Origin of the sequence: Congregibacter sp., from assembly GCF_965662665.1 — a bacterium.
Taxonomy (GTDB): Bacteria; Pseudomonadota; Gammaproteobacteria; order Pseudomonadales; family Halieaceae; genus Congregibacter.
Genome location: NZ_CBFIIF010000007.1, coordinates 32820 through 53736 on the forward strand (window position 1 = coordinate 32820; position 20917 = coordinate 53736).

Below are 20917 nucleotides of genomic sequence, written 5' to 3' on the forward strand. Positions count from 1 at the left end.
GCGGCACAGTGACAACTTTTCAGGCACTATCGCCAGCCACAAATTCCATGGCGTCTCAGGCATGAATTGCGTGCGAGGCCAAGCTGCGGCAAACTCGCCGGCTCGCGGGATAGACAGAGCTAAAGATGAGCACACAAACTCTTAACATTGAATCGCTTCAAAACTATCTGCAGGACAAGCTCCCCGGGTTTTCCGGGCAGCTGCATGCTGAGAAATTTGCGGGTGGTCAGTCGAACCCCACGTTCCTTATTAGCGATGACAGTCAAAAGTGGGTACTGCGCCGCAAACCGCCCGGTGAGTTGCTGGCGTCGGCGCACGCCGTCGATCGCGAATATCGCGTACTTACGGCCCTGTGGGAAACCGATGTCCCCGTGGCGAAGACTTATCTCCTCTGTGAGGACGAAAGCGTTATCGGCTCCATGTTCTACATCATGGAGTACCTTGAGGGTCGCGTATTTTGGGACCCGGAGTTACCGGAAGTTTCGTCAAATGAGGAACGGACCGCGATCTACAACGACATGAATCGGGTGCTCGCCGCGATGCACACTGTTGATCCCGTAAATGTTGGCCTGGAAGACTTTGGCCGTCCGGGCAACTACTTTGAGCGCCAGGTGGGGCGCTGGACCAAGCAGTATCGCGCCTCAGAAACGGAGCACAGCCCGGCGATGGAACGTTTGATTGAGTGGTTGCCGGCCAATATGCCAGAGGACGACGGTCTGGTAAGCCTGGTCCACGGAGATTACCGCCTAGACAACCTCATGTTTCATCCTACAGAGCCCCGCGTCATTGGTGTTCTTGACTGGGAGCTATCTACCCTTGGCCATCCCCTCGCCGACCTCTCCTATCAAGTCATGGCCTGGCAGATGCCCGTCGGCGATGGATTGCGGGGTCTTACAGGCTGCGATCGCGCCGCTTTGGGTATACCCTCGGATGAGGAATACATCGCAAGCTATTGCGAACGCACAGGACGCACCGAGATTTCTAACTGGAGTTTCTATCTGGTCTTTTGCTTCTTCCGCCTTGCCGCAATTCTACAGGGCGTCAAAAAACGCTCGCTCATTGGTACCGCGTCAAGTGCAGAGGCTGATGCCAAGGGTGCGCTCGTGGAACCCTTGGCTGAGATGGGCGTTCGCTACATCGACAGTTGATCAGGCGGCGTCACTCATCGACTCACCCTCTTTGGGTTTGCGCCCCGCAGCCTTAGATGCGGGGCCCTGACTTTTGGATGCCTTCTTGGGCGCCCTCTTCACCGGCTTCTTGCGCGCCACTTTAGCGGCTCCTGTCGCCGGGGGCTTGTCCAAACGCTGGGAGCCCGTCTCGCGCATCGCTTCACGGTCAGATCGGGTAGGCGCTGGACGCCTGCGCGAAGCTCTGGGTCGTTGATACTGGTCCCCCTGGGGACGCAGATCTCCGTATTCAAAGCGGTGCAGGATCTCTTCCATAGTCCGCGATATCTTGGTGCAGGTACGAATTGACTCCACGGCAGGAAACGCCGAACGCTCCCCCGCTTCCATCAGTTCCATGAGCTCTTTTTCTGAGAGGTGCGCCAGAATTTTGCCCGGGTTGTACCAACGAAAACTGGGCACAATGTTGATATCCCCGCTGTACTCCTGATCCATGAGGGCATGCACACCGTTGAGCAGCAGATTGAAACGCGGCCAGGTATCGCCTTGGCGTTGGGCAACACCGCGATAAAAGTTCAGCATCTCCCGGCCCATACCGACACCAAGAGATCCCAGAGCACGGGTCAACTGGCTGCGCTCTTTGCCACCATTTAGAAAGGGCGTGGCAATGGGGTTCACCATACTCACAATGTAGTGATTGGCACTGTACAAGCGCGAAAGACGCTTGGCAGGCAAGTCATCAGCAATACTGCCATCCACCCAACGACGGGTGGGGAGATAGGGCTGCGCTTCGCCGTGAACATTCCTCGCCATCAAGGTAACTGGCGGGAAAACCCCGGGAACCGCGCAGGAAGCCATCACCGCCGAGCGCACGAAGACATTCGGTGAGGTAATGGCATTGAGCAGTCGCGAGCGTTGATGCGGCTCGGCCGGCGCCACGGTGATACTGATCTGCCGGCCCGTCTTTTCATAGGCTTCCTGAAACGTCAGATCGGGCACAAGGCGCGCTACGATTTGCTCAAGGTCACCTACATCGATTTGCGGGTTAGCCCCCAAAAACATCCGCGAGAACACGCTGGCCTCGCGCTCAGCCTCAAAATGCACATTTGCAGGGTCGTAAAAGCGCGTGAGTTCCTTATCGGTGTGCGTACCAACGACCCCCGCCACCAAAGACCCGGCACTGGCACCCGAAATAACCCGAGGCAGCAGGTTTTGCTCTAACAGAGTCTTCACGACGCCAAGGTGATAGAAACCCAGCACCCCGCCGCCGCTGAGCATCAAGGCGGAACGTCCGAAACAGATGTTTGCCCGATAAAAGAAATCCATCTTCTGCTGAATATCGATCTCTTTGACATCGAGATCCGCAAGGTAACGAAGTGCGTCATCGATCTCATCGATGTACTGCTCAATGAGCTGTTTAGTGCCGAATTTGGCCCGACGGTAGAGAGAGCTACGCCCCATCCCTCCCATATTGCCGTGAATGCCTTCATTGAGGGTAAACAGCAGGCCCTGATAATCGTTGCGTACGCGCAAACTTCGCAGTCGATCAAGGCGCAAACGTATCTGTGCGTAGTCATACTGTCGGCTTTGATCGACGTTCCGCCAGCGTTTGGCGCCGCTCTGCTCATCGTGCTCTATTGCGGCTTCAGACCATTCCTCATAGGTGAGGGCAGCGTCCATGTTCTTTTCAATCTTCTTAAGCTTTCGCGACGACATCCGTTCTCCTACTGCGCGAACTGGTATGGGCGTAGCATAACGCACCTTCAGCCTCCATAAACATTACCTAAGGTAACAAATGGACGCGCTTGGGCTTGTGGCAATTGACTTTAGCGGGATGCATTTAGGGGCACCAGACTCTACACTCTGACGAATAACGCCGGGACTGCTCCACAGCCAATGACCGGCTATCGCAAAAAAAGGACACTGCTTTGCGCGCCTATCTCGTCGCAGCCGGACTACTGCTGTTCCTCCTGGGGGGCACGGCCTTCTATATCCAGCAACGTTTCGCCGCTGTGGCCTCGGGGAACTATGCAGCGCCTCCCGCGACCATAGCCGCCGGCACAGCGGAATCTCGACTATGGCGAGAGACCATCGATGCCGTGGGAACTATCAGAGCGGCGCAAGGGATATTGCTCACTGCGGAGACCACGGGCGATATCACGGCGATGCATGCGGGATCCGGTGACAATGTCGAACTCGGCGCGCCCTTAATCGGCATCGACGAAGAGTTTGAAGTCGCCACCCGCAAACGCCTGGAGGCCAGGCTACTCCTCGCTGATCAACTGTATCAGCGTGATGCGCGTCTCATTAAGGAAAACTCGATCCCCCAAAGTCAGCTGGACCAGTCCAGGGCTGACCTGCAATCGGCCGAGGCTGAACTCGCCGAGATCGACGCCATTCTCAAAAACAAGCGTATCAGTGCGCCTTTCCAAGGACGGCTCGGTATCTTTCAAGTCCGCCTTGGCGATTACGTAGAGGCGGGAACGCCCCTGGTGACGCTTCAGGATGTCTCCCAGCTGGAGGTTGATTTCTCGGTACCCGATCGCTACGCACCCCTCATGCAGCCAGGACTGAGGATCACCCTTCGCACTGCGGCCTTTCCAGAGCGACTCTTTAGCGCGACGTTGCAGGCAGTAGATTCACAGATTGACGAAAACACCAGAAACCTTCAGATACGGGCGACTATCAGTGACGGTGAAGGTTTGCTGCCTGGCATGTTTGCCAGCCTGATCATCGACCTCAATCAAGAAACAGAGCGCGTTTTCGTACCAGAGACCGCCGTCAGTTATTCACTTCAGGGCAATCTTGTCTACGTGATCGAAGAGGATGATGACGGGCTCTTTGTCAGCCCACGGGTAGTGAAGACGCTTGCCGCCAACAATGGGGACGTGGCTATTGTTAGCGGTATTGCCGACGGAGAGCGAATAGTTATCGCGGGGCAAAATAAGCTTTATCGCGGGGCTCGGGTTGAAATTGACCCGAATGCAGGCATCTGATCATGCGTTTCACCGATGTATTCATACAGCGCCCCGTACTCTCTATCGTACTTAGCGCCCTCATTCTCATTGCGGGTCTGGCGTCTCTTGGAAAAATTACGCTGCGTGAGTTTCCGGAACTGGAACGCAGCGTTATATCCGTCACCACCGTATACCCGGGTGCCAACTCCCGAACTATCCAGGGCTTTGTCACCACCCCTCTGCAGGTCAATATTGCCGGCGCCAGGGGTGTCGAGTACATCAGCTCTTCCAGTAACCCGGGCGTATCTTCTATTCAGGTGCACGTGCGCCTCGGCGAAAATACTTCGAACGTGCTCACCGAAGTCATCGCAAAGGTCAACGAAGCGCGGGACGAGCTTCCGGATGATGTACTCGATCCGGTGATCTCCACCGCGGGCAGCGGCGATGCCATGATGTATCTCGCCTTTGTCAGCGATCAAATGACGCCCTTTCAAGTGACGGACTATCTTTTACGCAGCGTCCAGCCAGAACTTGCGACCATTGACGGTGTCGGTAAGGCTGGCATTTTCGGCCGTTATCTTGCCATGCGCATCTGGCTTGATCCCGTCCGTATGGCAGCCCTTAATGTAACCGCCAATGATGTGAACTCGGCCATTCGCCGGGACAACGTGATTAGCACCGCGGGCGCCACCGAGGGTGAATGGGTGCGCGTGACAGTCGATGCTGTAACCGGCATGCGCACAGCCAAGGAGTTCCAGGCGCTCGTGGTACGCCAGGATGAAGATCGGCAGGTACGCTTGGGGGATGTAGCCGAAGTAGAACTGGCTGCAGAGAACAACCAATCACGCCAGTCCACCAGCGGCCGAGACACCGTATTCATGTCTATTACCACCGCTCCCGACGCCAACCCCCTTTCTGTCTCCGGTGCTGTGCACGATATTCTTCCGGCGATTGCTGCAAACCTCCCCGCGGACATGGAGCTCATCATGGACTGGGACAGCTCCGTAGCCATCGACGATGCGCTCCAGGAAGTTGTCAACACGCTGCTGGAAGCCGGAGTTATTGTGATCCTCGTGATCTTCCTGTTTTTGGGCTCACTGCGCGTTGTACTGATTCCCCTGGTCGCTATACCCCTGTCGCTTATCGGCGTGGTTTTTATCATGCTGAGCATGGGATTCTCACTGAATCTGCTGACACTGCTCGCCATGGTGATCGCCATCGGCCTGGTCGTGGATGACGCAATCGTAGTCGTCGAGAACGTCCACCGACATATCGAAGAGGGAGCGACGCCACTGCAAGCGGCTATCGATGGCGCGAGAGAAGTCGCATTACCCGTGATCGCAATGACCTTAACACTGGCGGCCGTTTACGCACCTATTGCCTTCATCGGCGGCCTCACCGGCGCCCTCTTCAGCGAGTTCGCTCTGACACTCGCCGGCGCAGTCCTGGTGTCCGGTGTGGTCGCACTCACCCTGAGTCCGATGATGGCGTCACGTTTTTTACAGGGACACGAAGAGCAGGGTCGCCTGGCCGACTCTCTTGACAGTTTCTTCCACCGCATGAACAACGGCTACCAAGGCGCACTACAGCACTGCCTCAACAATCGCGGCGCAGTGCTGATGTTTACCGGAGGGATTTTACTCAGCCTCCCCGCCTTGTTTCAAATCAGCCAGCGTGAGCTCGCCCCGGAAGAAGACACAGGATCGCTCTACGTTGTGGGCGCCGCGCCAAGCTATGCCAATCTCGACTACGTCAGTGTGTTTTTAGATCAGGTCGTGGATATCTGGAAGGGCATCCCGGAGATTCAGTCGTCCTGGCAGGTCGCACAACCGGACAGCAACTTTGGCGGCCTGAACATGACGAGCTGGCGCGAACGCAGCCGATCGCAGCAGGAGGTACAGCGGGAACTGCAAGGCAAGCTGAGCGCTGTGTCAGGCATGGAGATGTACACCTTCGGTAACCCCTCACTTCCCGGGTCTGACTCAGGACTACCGCTAAGCTTTGTGGTTGCGTCTACTGCGGCCTACGACGAGGTGGAGCGCGTTGGAGAAGAGCTGTTACGCGCAGCTCGTGAGTCGGGTTTGTTCATTTTTGTGAATCAAAGTCTCGACTTTAATCGACCGGAAATCAGCGTAGATATTGATCGGGAACTGGCGTCACGCCTGGGTATTTCCATGCAGGACATCGCAAACACTCTCGCGGTGATGCTCGGCGAGGCCGAGGTCAATCGATTTACCCGGGAGGGTCGCAGCTATAAGGTTATACCCCAGGCGGGAAGAGACTTTCGTCTGACCCAATCCGAACTCGAGAAGTACTACCTGCGCACCACTGGCGGCGATCTGGTGCCACTGTCCAGCGTCATTAGTCTGCGTACCCGAGTCGAGCCCAATACACTCTCACAGTATCAGCAGCTGAACAGTACAACGCTTCAGGGGATGATGATGCCGCCCAACACCCTGGGCGACGGCCTTGAGTTTCTGGAACTCAAATTGCAGGAGATTGCCCCCCGAGGCTTTCGTGTCGGCTACACCGGAGCGTCAAGGCGATACGTGCAGGAAAGCGCAACCTTCCCCATCCTTTTTGGCATGTCACTGCTGCTGATCTTTCTGGTGCTAGCCGCGCAGTTCAACAGCTTTCGCGATCCCTTTGTCGTGTTGGTCGCCGTCCCGCTCTCGATTTTTGGTGCCATGCTACCCATTGCCATGGGAGTCATGACGCTCAATATCTACACCCAGATAGGTCTGCTGACACTTATAGGGCTCATCGCCAAACACGGGATTCTTATCGTCGAGTTTGCCAATCAACTGGTGCAGCAAGGGGCCGATAGACGCAGCGCGGTACTGCAAGCGGCAACCTTACGCCTGCGTCCGATTCTTATGACAACCTTTGCTACGGTACTGGGTGTGCTACCGCTGGTGCTTGCCAACGGACCGGGGGCAAACGCACGATTTGGAATTGGCCTGACCATCACAGGGGGCATGCTCATCGGAACGCTGTTTACGCTGTTTGTCCTGCCTGTTTTTTACCTGCCCTTTGGGAAGGAAGCGCTTAGTGATGTCGCCACAGACACAGCTGTCCCCCAAAGCGCTTCATAAACTGCTTAGGTCTGGAGTGGGAAGCTTTACCCCGCTCGGTTATTCAACTCCAGAGTCATCTCTCGCCGCCGCTCGATACTCTTCGACGAGGTGGCGCTTGTAGAGCTTGCCGTTATCGAGGCGCGGGAGCTTTTCATTGAAATCAATGGAACGGGGAATCTTGATATGAGAGAGCCGTTCCCTCAGCCACTCCATCAATTCAATAGCGACTTCATCGGTAGCATCCACCCAGTTTTGAGGCTGGATCACTGCTTTCACTTCCTCACCAAACTCTTCGTGGGGAATACCAAAGACCGCGACGTCTGCTACTTTGTCGTGGGTAAGGAGCAGGTTTTCGACTTCCTGTGGGTAGATGTTCACGCCGCCACTAATGATCATAAAGTGCTTTCGATCCGTCAGATAAAGATAGCCCTCCTCATCCAGGTAACCCACATCGCCAGTGCTGGCCCAGCCCTGCTCGTTGTAGGATGCAGCGGTCTTCTCCGGCTCCTTGTAATACTCGAAGGTCGCCTGTGGTCCACTGAAGTAAATCGCGCCTATATCTCCCGGCGGTAACTCACGACCCTCATCATCCACGACATGTACCGTGCCAAGCATGGCTCGACCGACGGACCCTTTGTGAGTCAGCCACTGAGGCGAATCGATAAGCGTCGCCCCAACAGCTTCGCTCGCCGCGTAATATTCAACGATGACAGGCCCCCACCAATCAATCATGCGCTCTTTGGTTTCGATGGGGCATGGTGCGGCAGCGTGAATCGCAAACTGCATGGAACTCAAATCATATTTGTTACGAATGTCTTCGGGCAGTTTTAGCATCCGTACGAACATGATCGGCACCCACTGACTGTGAGTCGCGCGATGCTCCTGAATCAGAGCGAGCGCCTGCTCAGGATCAAATTGCTCCATCACTACGGTGGTACCGCCCATGTACAAAGTCAGCATGTTGTAGTGCAGCGGCGCCGCGTGATACAGCGGCGCTGGCGAAAGATAGACTGTCTCTTCGCTAAACCCAAAAGCCGCACCCAAAGATGCAGCGAGAAAGTGTGGTGCGTGCACATCATCCGATTCCGGTGCGACGAAAACGCCCTTGGGCTGCCCCGTGGTACCCGACGAATACAGCATCGGAACGCCATTTGCTTCATCGCCAATGGGCGTTGTCAACTGGCCATCGATCGCTTCTTCCCAGGACTCAAAATTCACGCGGATCCCGCCGACCATAAAGTGGTTGTCCACGCCCTGAGCAGTCTCAATGGCTGCTTCCGCCACTTTTGCAACCCTGGGGGAGGCAATGAACAACTTGGCTTCGCAGTTGCTGAGAATATAAGCCGTCTCCTCGGCCTGAAGATGACTACTGATCGTCGTGTAGATCAAACCTGCTCGTTGAGCCCCCCAGCAAATCTCCAGGTATTCCCGCCGATTCTCCATCATCAGAGCAATGTGATCGCCCTTTTCCAGCCCCAGAGACCGAAACAACTGCGCCGCCTGATTGGATCGCTCATCGAGTTCCCGGTAAGTCACCATGGTGGTGTCACTCCCCGCCACAGTGCCGCTGCCCGCTACAATAATGGCCGGCTTATGAGGGTAAAGTTTGGCGGTTTCACTGGGATGAGGCATCAGAAACTCCTTGGGATTTTTAATTCGTATAGCTAGAGATACTATAGAAAAGATGCTCTCTCAGGTACTCTGCTTTTTGCTTTATTCTAGGCCCCATTCACGGACACAACCCCAGCTCATTGTAAGGTCGTCATATTGAAAGCACAGGCAGACTTGTCACCCTCCGCGCTCCGCGAAAGCATCCGCAGCGGAAACTTTACGGGCAACACCTCCGGCCTCGCGCCTGGGTACGTTCAGTGCAATATCGTGATACTGCCCTCGCAATGGGCGTCTGACTTTTTGCGCTTTTGCCAGGCTAACCCAAGACCCTGCCCGCTCATTGCCTGCAGTGCTGCGCCGGGGGACGCTGGACTTCCAAAGCTTGGCGATATTGATATACGTCGCGACGTTCCGTCTTACCGGGTCTTTCATGATGGTGCATTTGTGGAAGAGCGCGCTGACATTGTTGATCTTTGGAGCGACGATTTCATGGCCTTCGCATTGGGCTGCTCCTTTTCATTCGAGGAGGCTCTGATGGGCGCTGGGCTTGATGTTCGTAATCTCAGTGAAAACGTGAACGTACCCATGTACCGCACCAACATCCCCTGCGAAAAAGCAGGCCCTTTCAAGGGAGACATGGTCGTGAGCATGCGCCCCTTTTTGCCAGCCGATGCGATACGAGCTATTCAAATATGCAGTCGTTTTCCCTCGGTACACGGCGCCCCCGTGCATATTGGCGACCCGGCAGCTATCGGAATTGCGGATATAGGCTCCCCTGATTACGGCGATTCTGTGACCGTTAACGATGGCGAGCTGCCACTCTACTGGGCCTGTGGTGTTACCCCCCAGGTGGCGCTTGAAAACGCAGCGCCGCCATTGGCCATCACTCACAGCCCGGGTTATATGCTGGTCACAGACATGCTAAATACCGAGCTGGCTATTTTTTAGGAGATTGTTGTGCTGTTGAATTGCGACCTGGGAGAGAGCTTCGGCAATTGGCGCATGGGGCTGGATGAAGACGTCATGCCCTTTCTGGATCAAGCGAACGTCGCCTGCGGTTTCCATGCTGGCGACCCTCTCACAATGGAAAAGACCTTAAGGCTGGCTGCGCAGCACAAGGTGTGTGTCGGCGCACACCCCGCCTACCCTGATCTTGTGGGGTTTGGGCGCCGCAGTATGGCGCTGTCCGAGGACGAGCTGCGCAGCACCCTGCTCTACCAAATCGCCGCCATCGATGGCATGGCACAAACTTTAGGCGTGAGTATTCAATACGTGAAACCTCACGGCGCTCTGTACAACGACATGATGGCGAAGGACAGCGTGCGCGCCACGGTCATGCGCACCATCGCAGACTATGCAAAACCTTTGCATCTCATGCTTCAGGCCACTGCCGAAGCAGACCGACATGAAGAAGAGGCATCCGCGCTGAACTTACCCCTGTGGTTCGAAGCCTTTGCAGATCGATGCTATGACGATGACGGACGTTTACTGTCACGGCGTAAGCCCGGTGCCGTACATGACCGGAGCCGTATGCTGGCGCAGGTCGAACAGTTGGCACGCGACGCCACGGTAACAACGGTGTCGGGCACAACACTTGCCCTAAAAGTCGATACCCTCTGTGTGCATGGAGACAACGCCGAAGGGGTACAGGCGATTCGGGAAATTCGGCAGATGTTAGCGAATGCCTGATAAAGCGCGGATTCAGTGCGCCGGAGAATCGGCGCTCATTGTTTATCTGGGGACCGAGAGCTCACCCGCAGTTGCTGCAAAGGTTCAGGCACTGGGCGACGCGCTGCGCTCCGCGCTGGGTTCTGTGCTGGTTGATCTGATTCCCTCCTACGCATCGCTGCTCGTACTTTTCGACCCTCTACAGAGCGATCGCTACCACGTCAGTCAGTGCATTCGATCGTGTTTGCCAAAGCTCACCAGCACCGCTAGCAGTGGTGGTCGGCTGGTAGAGATTCCCGTGTATTACTCTCCGGAGAGCGGCGCAGACCTAGAGGCTCTCGCGCTGAGCAAAGGTCTCTCAACCCAGGAAGTAATTGATATACACAGCGAGCAGGAGTACCGCGTTTATGCCATAGGCTTTGCGCCTGGCTTTGCGTATTTGGGCGATGTCGATACCCGCATCGCGGCTCCGCGTCTTAGCACACCAAGACAAAGCGTTCCCCGAGGAGCCGTTGCTATCGCCGACCGGCAAACTGCCGTGTATCCATCGCCGTCACCCGGAGGCTGGAATCTTATCGGATTGTCGCCGCTAAAAATGTTTGACCCCCTGGCCGAAGAACCCATGCCGGTGCATGTGGGTGATCGGGTGCGTTTCACAGCTATCGATCGATCCGCATTCCTCCTCGCGGGAGGAAGTCTGTGAGTAGCATGGAAGTCCTTCAACCGGGCTTGCTGAGCCTGCTTCAGGACCGCGGTCGCTTCGCTCAGGCCGCAATTGGTCTCACAACAGGAGGGCCCATGGACCCTCTTGCAGCGTCTTTGGCAAACCGCTTACTCCAAAATCCCATCAACGCGACGCTCATCGAGGCAAGTTTTGGCGGCTTGTCATTACGGGCGTCTGCGGAAATTCAGATTGCTGTCACCGGCGCCACGCTGCCCCTCAGTGTCAACGGCAAAGAGCAGCCTTTGTGGACAGTGATCGACATTCCGGCTGGTGCAGAAGTTACCCTGGGCTATAGCGAGACAGGCTGTCGCAGTTATCTTGCCGTGCGCGGCGGCTTTGATATTCCCGAAAGTTTTGGCAGCAGCTCCACGGTTGTACGCGAAGGCATCGGCGGACTTAACGGGCAACGTCTCGGCGCCGGAGACAAGCTCCCGGTGCACCAAACTAATACTGTGCGTCGCCTTTGGCTGGCTCCGCGCATGCGTCCGAGTTATCACCATCGCGCTACTATCCGGGTGATTCCCGGCTATCAGCAGGAACACTTTCCGCGTCTTGAACAACGACGTTTTTTTGGCAGCGAATACACGGTGAGCGATCGCTGTGATCGCATGGGCTACAGGCTGGAGGGGCCAGCCATTCACTGTGATATTCAGGGCATTCTTTCTGAGGGTATAGCTCCCGGAGCCATACAGATCCCCGCCGACGGCCAGCCCATAGCGCTGCTTAACGATCGACAAACCATTGGCGGTTACCCGAAGATCGGCTGCGCACTGTCCCTCGATTGCGCGGCCCTTGCTCAGCTACGCCCTGGAGACACCGTTAACTTTTCGCCAATTTCTGAACACGGTGCGCATAACGCCCTGCACCTTGCGCATAACTTTGAGCGTTCCCGCATGCTGGAAGCCGCACCGCAATGAATCTCGCTGCATTCGCCGAGGCGGTAGAGTTGCTGCTGGTTGAGAGAGATCTCAGGCAAATGGCCGAGCTGCGCCCGGCCCTGACACCTGGATACTCGCTCCGAGCAGGGGAATTGCTTGCCAAGGGGCAACGCATCCTCATCGGTACGGGTTTCCCTGTATTGGACACCTTTGAAACCGACGGCCCCTTAGGTGCAATTGCCCTTTATCAGGCGCTGGAGCAACTGGGTAAGGACTGCCATCTTGCCTGCGCCGACCCCTTGGCCAGCGTCCTGTCAGCTGACTTTAAGGTCATTAAGCTGGAAGCCTTTGAGCTCGAACAGGGACGCGTCGAAGCGCAGAATCAGCTTGCCAAACACAAACCCGACGTCGTGGTGTCTATCGAACGACCAGGACTCGCCGACGACGATCGCTACTACAATATGCGCGGTGAGGACATCTCGCACCGCTGCGCAATATTTGACTATTATCTGTCCCTGGCAACTTGCCCAAGTATAGCGATCGGTGACGGGGGCAATGAGATTGGCATGGGTAAACTTCGAACAGCCGTCAGTGCTCTGGACATTCACCCTGCGGCCACCAGCTGCGACGAGCTTCTCGTCGCAGACGTCTCTAACTGGGGTGCTTACGCTCTGATTGCCATGTTAGAGGGGCTGACACAGGCCCCACTGCTGGCTTCGGTACGGCATGAGGAGACCCTTCGCTACCTCTCAGATCGGGGCAGCGTAGACGGCGTTACGCGGGAAAACACGCTGACAGAAGATGGTTTGCCCACCTCCGCTGGAGCGGATTTACTCGCTAATCTACAGCGTTTAGCAAATAAACTTGATGTATCAAGGGAGAGTCCAACAGCATGAATCAGGTGTATCTCAATGGCGCATTTATGCCCATGAGCGAGGCAACAATATCTCCCATGGATCGAGGTTTTCTCTTCGGTGATGGTATTTATGAAGTCATCCCGGTTTACAGCGGCAAAACCGTCGGACTTGGCCCCCACCTCGCACGCATGCAGGAAGGGCTGGATGCCATTGAGCTGGCTTTGGCTATTGATCACAGCGAGTGGCGTGAGATTGTCGAGGCGCTGGCGGCATCGCACGAAAGCGACAATCTCGGCATCTACATCCAGATTAGTCGCGGTGCCGACAGCAAACGCAATCACGCTATGCCCGTGGGACTAGAGGCGACTCGATTTGCCTACGCCTTTGAAATTCCCGCGCCCCCGGTCGCTGACAAGTCTAAAGCCAAACGCTATGAGGTATCAGCAACCCGGGATCTTCGCTGGCAGCGCTGCAATATCAAATCCACCTCCTTGCTGGGAAATGTTCTTCATTATCAGCACGGGCACTCTCAAGGCCACCACGAGACGATACTTTTCAACGCCAATGACGAACTTACCGAAGCCGCAGCCTGCAATGTTTTCATTGTCAAAAATGGCGCTATCTCAACGCCACTTCTTGATCATCAAAAGCTACCCGGCATCACGCGGCTGATGTTATTGGACATTTTAAGAAAGCACTCCTCCCGGGACGTACAGGAACGCGTGATCACCCGTGCGGAAGTCGACAGTGCGGATGAAGTCTGGCTAACCAGTTCCAGTAAAGAAGTCGCGCCTGTGGTCGCCATCGATGGGCAGCCGGTGGGCAGCGGCGAAGTCGGCGATGTGTGGCTTGAGGCCGAAACACTATTTAGCCAGCACCGTTACGAGTACTAGGGTGGCCCGTCCCACGCTGGCCAGAGTTTCTCCCGAGAACATTCGGCACAATGCACATCGCGTGCGTGAGCTGGCACCACAATCTCGCATCATGGCCTGCGTCAAAGCGGATGCTTACGGTCACGATATAGTCACTGCCGCCAAAGCACTGAGTGGGAACGTAGATGGATTTGCCGTTGCCTGCATCGAAGAGGCCTTGATTCTTCGCAGTCACTCCATTGATAAACCTGTCTTGTTACTGGAGGGACCGCAGAGCGCGGATGAGATCTCTGAAGCCGCTGCACAAAACCTTACCCTCTGCATCAACGAGTGGCACCAACTTGCGTGGCTCGAACAAAGTGCTTTGCCCGCTCCCCTACGTTGCTGGTTGAAAATTGATACAGGCATGCACCGACTGGGGTTCAAGCCGCAATCGGTTCCCGGGGTTCTGGCGCGCCTAGAAGCCAACAACAAAGCATCGGATCTTGTGCTGTGTACGCATTTTTCCAGCGCAGACTTACCCGGTGAAAACGGCGTCCCTGAGCAGCTTGAGTGCTTCGATAATGCGATTGTTGACACAAGCTATCCCCAAAGCACGGCCAATTCGGCGGCGATACTGCGTGCGCCGGCAAGCCACAGAGAGTGGGTAAGGCCCGGCTATATGCTCTATGGCGGCTCCCCCTTTGCCAACGTAAAGCCCGCGGAGCTAGGCCTCAAGGCCGCAATGGAGTTCAGTGCCGAAGTTATTAGTATCAGGGATGTGCCGGTTGGAGATTGCGTCGGCTACTGCGGCCGCTGGGAAGCTAAACGTCCCTCCCGAATTGCGACTATCGCAGCGGGCTACGGCGATGGATACCCACGGCACGCCCCCGATGGTACACCCGTATTCATTGAAGGAATCCGTCTGCCATTGGCCGGTCGAGTGTCCATGGATATGATAACTGTCGATGTGACAGAGCACCCCGGAGTACACATCGGGTCCCGAGCGGTGCTATGGGGCGATAATCCCGGCGTCGATGAGATTGCCCGGCTCGCTGACAGTATCGGCTATGAACTGTTGGCGGGGATGCCCAAGCGTGTTCCGCGAATCACATCGGGCTAGAAACGCTTGAAGTGTTGTCTTTTTAGGTGCGACCCAGCCTGCTCTTCGATAGACTGGGAACTGTTTAATAAGATGGGTTGACGCGGAATCTTGGACGAATCACAAACAGCTCAAAAAGACCCTTCCGACCCCAGCGATAACCCCGCAGCCCTTCGAGACGGTAGCCTACTAGCCGCTGTTGATTTGGGCAGTAATTCCTTCCATCTCCTGATCGCTCGCATTGAACAGGACGAGATTCGCCCTACCCAGGCGCTTTCCGAAAAAGTTCAGCTCGCCGCCGGTCTCGACGGCGACAAACTCACGCAGGAAGCCATCGATCGTGGCCTGGAGTGCCTGAGCCGTTTTGCCCAGTTACTCCAAAGCGTTGAGCCCCAGCGTATTCGCGTCGTGGGCACCAATGCCCTGCGCCGCGCCCGTAATCGGCGCAAATTCACCGAACCCGCCAGACGCATTCTCGGCGCTCCCGTCGATGTAATCTATGGCCGGGAAGAAGCTCGCCTGGTGTACCTGGGCGTTGCCCATACCCTGGCCGACGACACGCAGTCACGATTGGTGGTGGACATTGGCGGCGGCAGCACGGAGTTCGCCATCGGCGAACGCTTCGAACCGCGAAAGCTCGAGAGCCTGCAGCTGGGTTGCGTCACCTATAGTCGCGACTGTTTCAAAGATGGCTTGCTCAGCAAATCGAACTACAAGTCTGCTTACAATCGCGCCTGTGTGGAGGTCTCCCACATACGTAAGCAGTTCCGCAGCAAACATTGGGTAGAGGCCGTCGGCTCCTCTGGGACGCTGCAAGCCATAGAAGGCATTCTCACCACCCAGGAATGGTCCGAGGGCATGATCACCCGCAAGGGTCTCAACCGCATGCGCAAGGCGCTCCTGGAGTTTAAGCACTTTGATGACATCAGCCTTGACGGTCTGAATGATGCCCGTCGATCCGTCATTGCTTCTGGCGTAGCGATTACCGAGGCTATCTTTGATGTTCTGGAGATAGATGAGATGCGCAGCTCCCGGGGAGCTTTGCGCGAAGGCGTTGTCTATGACCTTGTGGGACGTCTCAGCCATGAAGACGTGCGTGAACGCAGCATTTTAGGGCTTATGCAGCGATATCACGTTGATGAAGAGTCCGCCCAGCTTGTGGCACGCCGCGCACGCATGCTCTTCGACGCCACTTATAAGTCATGGGATCTCGCACCCGGTGACAGAGAACTGCTCGTCTGGGCGGCACTGTCCCAGGAAATTGGCAAAGCCATCGCCCACAAGCATTATCACCGTCACGGCGCCTACCTTTTGCGCAACTCAGATCTCCCCGGCTTTCCCCAGGATGAGCAGGAGGATATGGCGACGCTGGTAGAGGGACAACACGGCAAAATCCGCCAGGGTTTGTTTGGTGACTGCGAAGGCGCCCTATTGCTGCGGTTACAACGGCTGGTCGCGCTCCTGCGGCTCGCGACACTGTTTAAATACGTCGAACCCCTGGAGCAACTGCCGGAATTCGCCATCAAAGCCTCGGCGAAGGGACTTCGGCTTGATTTCCCCAGCGACTGGCTGGAGCAACATCCGTTGACCGCTCAGGAGTTGGAGCAGCAACAGGAAATTTTTAAGCGCATGGATCTCCGTCTCGAGGTCAACTAAGCCCCTTTGCGATCCATCGCTTCTTCTTTGGGTTGATAGCGTTCGAGTTTAAAAGTTCGATTCCGAAATTGGGCCTAAAGGTTGACCCAACTATTCAGTGCCCGCAGTCTGAAGTCCGTGCTATCAAAGCGAAGAATCACTGAGTCCGAGAGAATTTCACGCACCTCCACACCCCGAGTGCGCTGTGTGGGCCTTAGATTCTCGCCATTGATCGTCACGGTCGACGTTCCCGCCGCGTTGTAGTCGTGACGAGAATACATCAGCGTCGGCACTCGATCTTTAAACTGCTTGCTCAGCTCTTCTAACAGCGGCACAGGATGCGGCTGTAAAGTATCTTTTGCCGCCTCAACACGAAGTTCGCGAAGTACGCGCTCGACATCAATCGCTTCTTCTACTACCGGCTCAACAACCACCGTGGGAATTGTTTCGGAGGCGACCGTCGCTTGAAGCTGCTGTGACTTCTGCACTGGCTCTGCCGCAGCTCGCTCCGGCTTTTCGGCATAGAGGGCTGCGACCGCAGCAGCGCTTTTCCGAGTTTCCTCTTGAGGCTCTGGCATCGAAAGAGGCTGCGACGAGGTGGTTACTGACGGCGGAGGCAAGGACGGTCGAGGCGGCGCTCTCTCCCGGGAAATCACCGCTGCAGCGGAGCGATCCTCTGACGCGTTTTTCGCCGCTCCCGGCTGGGGTCGCAGCGGTGGCTCTTCTCGAAACAGCCAGAATGAAAAAGCACCCGCAGCAATTATTACCAGCACAGTAAACGCAAGGATCCAAGCGCCCTTCCCTGCGCCTGCGCCTGCGCGCTCAGACTTGATCTCCTGGGATAAAATGCTCGGGGCTACCGCCGCCTGCTCACGTTTCTCCCGCTCCGCGCGACTCAAAGCGTCAAGTATCAGAGACATGAGTCATCACGTTTCAGATGGAGGACCAAGCCGCGTAGCCATAGCTTCATGAGCCAAGCCCCCCCTGCTCAAACTGCGTATCTGCCCAGGCACGGGCGTCAGAAAAACCCAGATCATCACCCACAGCCAGTGACAAAGCACGGAGTGTTTTTTCACCCAACACGCCATCTGCCCGCAAGTCGTGTTCCTGCTGAAACAATTTCACCCGCGACTCCAGTCGATCGTCAAAGACGGTATCTGTGAGTGGCTGATCTTGTCCGTCCAAGCGGGCAAAGAGCATCGCGACCCTGGCCACATCGTCTCCGGCATCACCGAGCTTAAGCGTTCGGTCGACGCCGATTGACGGCCGCCACAACTGCCAGACGGTACCGGTCCATAGCGGCGCAAGCTGCTCCAGAGACACCCGTCGTGTCCCTGACGATGTCCCCAAAAGAGCGGCATCACCCTCAATAGCCAGCAGAAGCGCTCTTTCCTCGAAGCGGCGCTCATCAAGCAGATTCAACAGCGCGGGCCGCCCCTCTCTGAGTAATTGATTCCAGCTATTGAGCTGGCGTTTCTCGCAGCGTAGTTCGACATCCAGATCCGTGGCACAGGGGTTGGCGAGCATCGGTCCTCGCGCACCATAAAGCGCTCCCAGAGCACGGGCTCCGTCCTCAGGCGATAGACGCCAAGTGTCTGGCTGCGGCCTTAGGATCTCCGGAGACGGCAGCTCTGCCTCGGGCCGAGAGCCGGAAACGGCTTGCTCCGACGGACGCGATGCGAGGTCACTCTCCACCTCATCATCCATCATGGGTATCAGTGCGGCTACCGCCAGCCAGCCGATGGCCGCGACACCCAGCACTCCAAGTGCTGCAAACAACAGACCCTGAGCGCCGCTGCGCTCTTGGCTATGCTCTACGCCCCCACTGCCAAGGACCTCTTTTACTGCCTGCCTAAGGAGCGCACGATCCAGCCGATCACTATCACGACCGTAGGCGCCTAAAAGCATCCGATCGCAAATGAGGTTAATGATACGCGGGATACCACGACTCTCTTTGTGAATTGCCCGTGCCAGTGCAGGAGAAAACAACTCCCGTCCCGCTGGCATACCGCCCACGTGGAGCCGGTGTCGAATGTAGGCTCTTGTCTCGTCAGCCGTCAGGGGCTGTAAGTCAAAGCGCGCTGTGATGCGTTGATTCAACTGTCGCAGTTCTGGCCGCGCGAGTTTCGCGGCGAGTTCCGGCTGGCCAATGAGAATAATGTGCAGCAGTTTCTCGTCGCTGGTTTCGAGGTTTGTCAGTAGGCGTATCTGCTCGAGCACGTCAAAACTGAGGTGCTGAGCCTCATCGATCATGAGCACCGTTTTGCGACCTTCCCCGTGGTTGTCGAGTAAAAAACGGTGCAGCGAATCAGTGAGCTCCTTCAAGCTCGGATGCTCTGCATCAAAACTGATCCCCAGTTCCTGACAAACCGTTGCCAGCATATCCTGAGAATCCAGCGCGGGATTCAACACAATTGCGATATCCGCGTTTTCGGGTAGTTGCTCGATGAGGCAGCGATTAATCGTGGTTTTGCCGGTGCCCACTTCGCCGGTGAGCAAAATAAAACCGCCCCCGGCTCCAACCCCATAGAGCAGGTGCGCCAAGGCATCGCGGTGCCGCGGGCTCATGTAGAGATACCGCGGGTTAACCGCAATTGAGAAAGGCGCTTCGCTTAAACCGAAATACTGGTAGTACATACCGGGCTCTGGAGGACAGTGGTTTCCGCCGGAAACCAAGGGGGCATTATGCCGTATCCGCCGCTCTGGTAGAAAGACCATGATCATCAACTGCTTCAGCCAGAAGCTCCAGGGCTTCGTCACACCAGGCCAGGTACTGCTTGCCGCCGTTTATGCCGCCCAGCAGAGCCAGATAAACGCCTTTTCGGCGCAGGGGCAGCAGCTTTGGATCGGCGTAATGTCGTCGCCGAATACGTTCGTAGAGGTACAGGCGTTGCATCATCGCTTCGCGGCGCTCCAACAACCGCGTACGCAGATAATCAATGTTGTTCTCGGAGAGGTTGTACAGCTTGATGTACAACTCATCCTTTGTCTCCTGCAGACGCATGCGATCTTTAGTGAGCACCCATTCGTCGAGTGCTTCTCGGCCAAGGTCTGTCAGTGCATACAAGATTCGATCAGGGCGCCCCTTTTGGCTCTCTGTTCGTCGAGTAACCCAGGCCCACTCGCTGAGCTTGCCCAGCTCGCGATAAATCTGCTGGTGGGAGGCGTGCCAGAAGAACCCCAGAGACTGGTCAAAGGACCCCGCAAGATCATAACCCGAGAGTTCGTCGTCTATTAACGCGGTCATAATCGCGTAGCGTAAGGCCATGCCGGTCCCTAATCACGTCGATGAGAGCTTATTGTGCACCCATACGACATGTTATGCAAAATGTTGCATATTGATCTTCCTTCTACTAATCTTTGCACCGTTTTTCGTTGACCACTTATTTCACACAAGGAGTTTTTCATGGCATTGCCAGAGTCACTGTCCTCACGCCTGCGTTTACCTGCTGTTGCGGCCCCGCTGTTTATCATTTCCAACCCTGATCTAGTGATCGAGCAGTGCAAAGCCGGCGTCGTGGGTTCGTTTCCCTCGTTGAACGCTCGCCCCCTGGAAGAACTGGACCGCTGGCTTGATCGCATCACCACGGAGCTGGCTGAGTACGATGCGGCAAACCCCGACACGCCTTCGGCGCCCTATGCGGTCAACCTGATTGTTCACGGCTCAAACAATCGCCTTCAGGAAGATCTTGAGATGTGCGTGAAGTACAAGGCACCCATCGTGATCACATCTCTGGGCGCAAAAGAATTCGTCAACGATGCTATTCATTCCTACGGTGGCATCGTTCTCCACGACATCATCAATAATCGCTTTGCGAAAAAAGCCGTGGAAAAAGGCGCCGACGGCCTCATCGCTGTTGCCGCAGGCGCGGGCGGACACGCAGGAACACTCTCACCCTTCGCATTGATTCAGGAAATCCGCGAGTGGTTCGAAGGTCCCCTGCTGCTCTCTGGTTCCATCGCCAGTGGTGATGCAGTCCTCAGTGCGCAAGCCATGGGCGCAGATCTTGGCTATATTGGATCTGCCTTTATTGCCACAGACGAAGCAAACGCAGAGGAGGCCTACAAGCAGGCAATCGTTGACTACAACTCCTCCGACATCATCTACAGCAACCTGTTCACCGGTGTTCATGGCAACTACCTGGCGCCGTCTGTAGAGGCTGCGGGGCTGGATCCTAAAAACCTTCCGGAGAGTGATCCATCGGCCATGGATTTCGGCTCCGGTGGAAACACCGATGCAAAAGCCTGGAAGAACATTTGGGGCTGTGGTCAGGGTATCGGTGCGGTTAAGAGCGTTGGCCCCACGGCGGCATTAGTGGAGCGCTTGAGAGCTGAATATGCATCCGCCCGATCACGATTGTTGGACGCAGCCTGAACAAAGTCGTGGAGACGGGAACCTATCCCCGTCTCCACTGCCAAAGATGTAGCTAATT

At 56.2% G+C, this 20917-nt stretch carries 17 protein-coding genes; 12 read left to right on the plus strand and 5 right to left on the minus strand.

The features are described from left to right. The first annotated feature begins 125 nt into the window (after positions 1 to 125). A complete protein-coding gene (locus ACTG39_RS04635; RefSeq protein WP_439106367.1) occupies positions 126 to 1148 on the plus strand; it encodes a phosphotransferase family protein in 1023 nt (340 codons plus the stop codon). On the opposite strand, the gene ACTG39_RS04640 is transcribed toward ACTG39_RS04635, so the two are convergent. Then, the gene (locus ACTG39_RS04640) at positions 1149 to 2840 is read right to left on the minus strand and encodes a DUF3336 domain-containing protein (protein WP_439106368.1); all 1692 of its coding nucleotides are present in this window, start codon (positions 2838 to 2840) and stop codon (positions 1149 to 1151) included. A 212-nt stretch (positions 2841 to 3052) separates the two neighbouring features. Between ACTG39_RS04640 and ACTG39_RS04645 the strand changes: the two genes are divergently transcribed. Continuing rightward, complete coding sequence (locus ACTG39_RS04645; RefSeq protein WP_439106369.1) at positions 3053 to 4120, plus strand: efflux RND transporter periplasmic adaptor subunit; 1068 nt, start codon at positions 3053 to 3055, stop codon at positions 4118 to 4120. Between the two features lie 2 nt (positions 4121 to 4122). Continuing rightward, complete coding sequence (locus ACTG39_RS04650; RefSeq protein ID WP_439106370.1) at positions 4123 to 7176, plus strand: efflux RND transporter permease subunit; 3054 nt, start codon at positions 4123 to 4125, stop codon at positions 7174 to 7176. A gap of 39 nt (positions 7177 to 7215) precedes the next feature. Here ACTG39_RS04650 and ACTG39_RS04655 read toward each other — a convergent pair whose 3' ends face one another. Next, positions 7216 to 8790 carry an acyl-CoA synthetase gene (locus ACTG39_RS04655; RefSeq protein WP_439106371.1) on the minus strand — a complete coding sequence of 525 codons (1575 nt, stop codon included), beginning with the start codon at positions 8788 to 8790 and terminating at the stop codon, positions 7216 to 7218. A 135-nt stretch (positions 8791 to 8925) separates the two neighbouring features. Here ACTG39_RS04655 and ACTG39_RS04660 point away from each other — a divergent pair, with 135 nt between their 5' ends. The 8 genes from ACTG39_RS04660 to ACTG39_RS04695 all read left to right on the plus strand — a co-directional run bounded on the left by ACTG39_RS04660 (position 8926) and on the right by ACTG39_RS04695 (position 16505). Further along, a complete protein-coding gene (locus ACTG39_RS04660) occupies positions 8926 to 9717 on the plus strand; it encodes a putative hydro-lyase (protein ID WP_439106372.1) in 792 nt (263 codons plus the stop codon). Between the two features lie 9 nt (positions 9718 to 9726). Beyond that, positions 9727 to 10458, plus strand: a complete 732-nt coding sequence (locus ACTG39_RS04665; protein WP_439106373.1) for a 5-oxoprolinase subunit PxpA — start codon at positions 9727 to 9729, stop codon at positions 10456 to 10458. Then, positions 10451 to 11140, plus strand: a complete 690-nt coding sequence (gene pxpB / locus ACTG39_RS04670; RefSeq protein ID WP_439106374.1) for a 5-oxoprolinase subunit PxpB — start codon at positions 10451 to 10453, stop codon at positions 11138 to 11140. The genes ACTG39_RS04665 and pxpB overlap by 8 nt, the downstream gene beginning before the upstream one ends. 5 nt (positions 11141 to 11145) lie before the next feature. Beyond that, positions 11146 to 12078, plus strand: a complete 933-nt coding sequence (locus ACTG39_RS04675; RefSeq protein ID WP_439106440.1) for a biotin-dependent carboxyltransferase family protein — start codon at positions 11146 to 11148, stop codon at positions 12076 to 12078. Then, positions 12075 to 12935, plus strand: coding sequence for a glutamate cyclase domain-containing protein (locus ACTG39_RS04680; RefSeq protein WP_439106375.1), 861 nt, complete (start codon positions 12075 to 12077; stop codon positions 12933 to 12935). Before ACTG39_RS04675 ends, ACTG39_RS04680 begins: the two co-directional genes overlap by 4 nt. Then, positions 12932 to 13789: an aminotransferase class IV gene (locus ACTG39_RS04685; RefSeq protein ID WP_439106376.1), complete on the plus strand. Its 858-nt coding sequence runs from the start codon at positions 12932 to 12934 to the stop codon at positions 13787 to 13789. Before ACTG39_RS04680 ends, ACTG39_RS04685 begins: the two co-directional genes overlap by 4 nt. Position 13790: 1 nt before the next feature. Beyond that, positions 13791 to 14870: an alanine racemase gene (gene alr, locus ACTG39_RS04690; RefSeq protein ID WP_439106377.1), complete on the plus strand. Its 1080-nt coding sequence runs from the start codon at positions 13791 to 13793 to the stop codon at positions 14868 to 14870. 90 nt (positions 14871 to 14960) lie between these two features. Continuing rightward, the gene (locus tag ACTG39_RS04695) at positions 14961 to 16505 is read left to right on the plus strand and encodes a Ppx/GppA phosphatase family protein (protein ID WP_439106378.1); all 1545 of its coding nucleotides are present in this window, start codon (positions 14961 to 14963) and stop codon (positions 16503 to 16505) included. A 74-nt stretch (positions 16506 to 16579) separates the two neighbouring features. Here the strand turns inward: ACTG39_RS04695 and ACTG39_RS04700 are convergent, their stop codons facing one another. The 3 genes from ACTG39_RS04700 to ACTG39_RS04710 are packed head-to-tail and all read right to left on the minus strand — an operon-like array spanning position 16580 to position 19752. Next, the gene (locus ACTG39_RS04700; protein WP_439106379.1) at positions 16580 to 17404 is read right to left on the minus strand and encodes a general secretion pathway protein GspB; all 825 of its coding nucleotides are present in this window, start codon (positions 17402 to 17404) and stop codon (positions 16580 to 16582) included. A gap of 46 nt (positions 17405 to 17450) precedes the next feature. Beyond that, a complete protein-coding gene (locus ACTG39_RS04705) occupies positions 17451 to 19121 on the minus strand; it encodes an AAA family ATPase (protein ID WP_439106380.1) in 1671 nt (556 codons plus the stop codon). 46 nt (positions 19122 to 19167) lie between these two features. Beyond that, on the minus strand, positions 19168 to 19752 hold the full coding sequence (locus ACTG39_RS04710; protein ID WP_439106381.1) for a PadR family transcriptional regulator: 585 nt from the start codon (positions 19750 to 19752) through the stop codon (positions 19168 to 19170). Positions 19753 to 19890: 138 nt separating this feature from the next. Between ACTG39_RS04710 and ACTG39_RS04715 the strand changes: the two genes are divergently transcribed. Next, positions 19891 to 20859, plus strand: a complete 969-nt coding sequence (locus ACTG39_RS04715) for an NAD(P)H-dependent flavin oxidoreductase (protein WP_439106382.1) — start codon at positions 19891 to 19893, stop codon at positions 20857 to 20859. Positions 20860 to 20917 lie beyond the last annotated feature (58 nt).

Excerpts from the sequence above, each read along its gene's own strand:
- ACTG39_RS04685 (WP_439106376.1), top strand. The coding sequence starts at position 12,932 with ATGAATCAGGTGTATCTCAATGGCGCATTTATGCCCATGAGCGAGGCA.
- ACTG39_RS04675 (WP_439106440.1), top strand. The coding sequence starts at position 11,146 with ATGGAAGTCCTTCAACCGGGCTTGCTGAGCCTGCTTCAGGACCGCGGT.
- ACTG39_RS04710 (WP_439106381.1), bottom strand. The coding sequence starts at position 19,752 with ATGGCCTTACGCTACGCGATTATGACCGCGTTAATAGACGACGAACTC.
- ACTG39_RS04715 (WP_439106382.1), top strand. The coding sequence starts at position 19,891 with ATGGCATTGCCAGAGTCACTGTCCTCACGCCTGCGTTTACCTGCTGTT.
- ACTG39_RS04635 (WP_439106367.1), top strand. The coding sequence starts at position 126 with ATGAGCACACAAACTCTTAACATTGAATCGCTTCAAAACTATCTGCAG.
- ACTG39_RS04650 (WP_439106370.1), top strand. The coding sequence starts at position 4,123 with ATGCGTTTCACCGATGTATTCATACAGCGCCCCGTACTCTCTATCGTA.
- ACTG39_RS04700 (WP_439106379.1), bottom strand. The coding sequence starts at position 17,404 with ATGTCTCTGATACTTGACGCTTTGAGTCGCGCGGAGCGGGAGAAACGT.
- ACTG39_RS04705 (WP_439106380.1), bottom strand. The coding sequence starts at position 19,121 with ATGTACTACCAGTATTTCGGTTTAAGCGAAGCGCCTTTCTCAATTGCG.
- ACTG39_RS04680 (WP_439106375.1), top strand. The coding sequence starts at position 12,075 with ATGAATCTCGCTGCATTCGCCGAGGCGGTAGAGTTGCTGCTGGTTGAG.
- ACTG39_RS04640 (WP_439106368.1), bottom strand. The coding sequence starts at position 2,840 with ATGTCGTCGCGAAAGCTTAAGAAGATTGAAAAGAACATGGACGCTGCC.
- ACTG39_RS04655 (WP_439106371.1), bottom strand. The coding sequence starts at position 8,790 with ATGCCTCATCCCAGTGAAACCGCCAAACTTTACCCTCATAAGCCGGCC.
- pxpB (WP_439106374.1), top strand. The coding sequence starts at position 10,451 with ATGCCTGATAAAGCGCGGATTCAGTGCGCCGGAGAATCGGCGCTCATT.